Origin of the sequence: Aeromonas sp. QDB18 (assembly GCF_027705325.1) — a bacterium.
Taxonomy (GTDB): Bacteria; Pseudomonadota; Gammaproteobacteria; order Enterobacterales; family Aeromonadaceae; genus Aeromonas; species Aeromonas caviae.
In genome coordinates this window covers 1-570 of the sequence record NZ_JAPDBQ010000359.1, presented here as the reverse complement: position 1 = coordinate 570, position 570 = coordinate 1, and the positions used below count along the sequence as shown (strand labels likewise).

Here is a 570-nt window from a genome sequence, read left to right as displayed (position 1 = left end):
CGCAAGAGGCAATAGTGGATCACCGGACGATCGTCTCATTTTTTACCTGTCAACTGGTCTGGGTGAACCGTTACATGAAGGTGTTGACCCCGTCCTCGCGCAGCATCTTGTCCATGGCCGCGAGGTTCACCCGCCCCGCCCCGTCCAGCACCAGGGTGCCGTGCATCATCAGCCCTGCCTTCTGGGCCAGGGTGAGCCTGCCCACCAGATCCCGGGCTCGCTCGGCGGCGCCGAGGCGCCAGTCCTCGTAGGGGGTCAGGGTGCCGCTGCCATCGAGATCCTTGAATTGCAGGCCGTCCTGCTCGATGAGGGTGACGGTGCGGTGGCCCAGAACCGGCTGCTCGGGCTTGGGGGTGGAGTCGTTGTCGTTGCACCCTGCCAGCAGCAGGGCCCCGATGGCGAGGGCGACACGGGTTCGGGAGAGCGAGTGGTGTTTCATTGTTGTTATCTTCCTTGTGTGTGTAGGAGTCGCCACTCTATGCAAAAGCGGCCCCTCATGTACAGGATCTTTAGCTACAACCAATTGAAATAGATAGAAAAAAGGCTTCGTTTGTGATCTGATTTAATCGC

The 570-nt window shown here is 59.6% G+C and carries 1 protein-coding gene; it reads right to left on the bottom strand.

All coding sequences use genetic code 11. The annotated features are described in order from the left end of the window. Positions 1–70: 70 nt before the first annotated feature. Positions 71–439, bottom strand: coding sequence for a hypothetical protein (locus OKC30_RS21345; protein ID WP_270667082.1), 369 nt, complete (start codon positions 437–439; stop codon positions 71–73). Between the last annotated feature and the right edge of the window lie 131 nt (positions 440–570).

Excerpts from the sequence above, each read along its gene's own strand:
- OKC30_RS21345 (WP_270667082.1), bottom strand. The coding sequence starts at position 439 with ATGAAACACCACTCGCTCTCCCGAACCCGTGTCGCCCTCGCCATCGGG.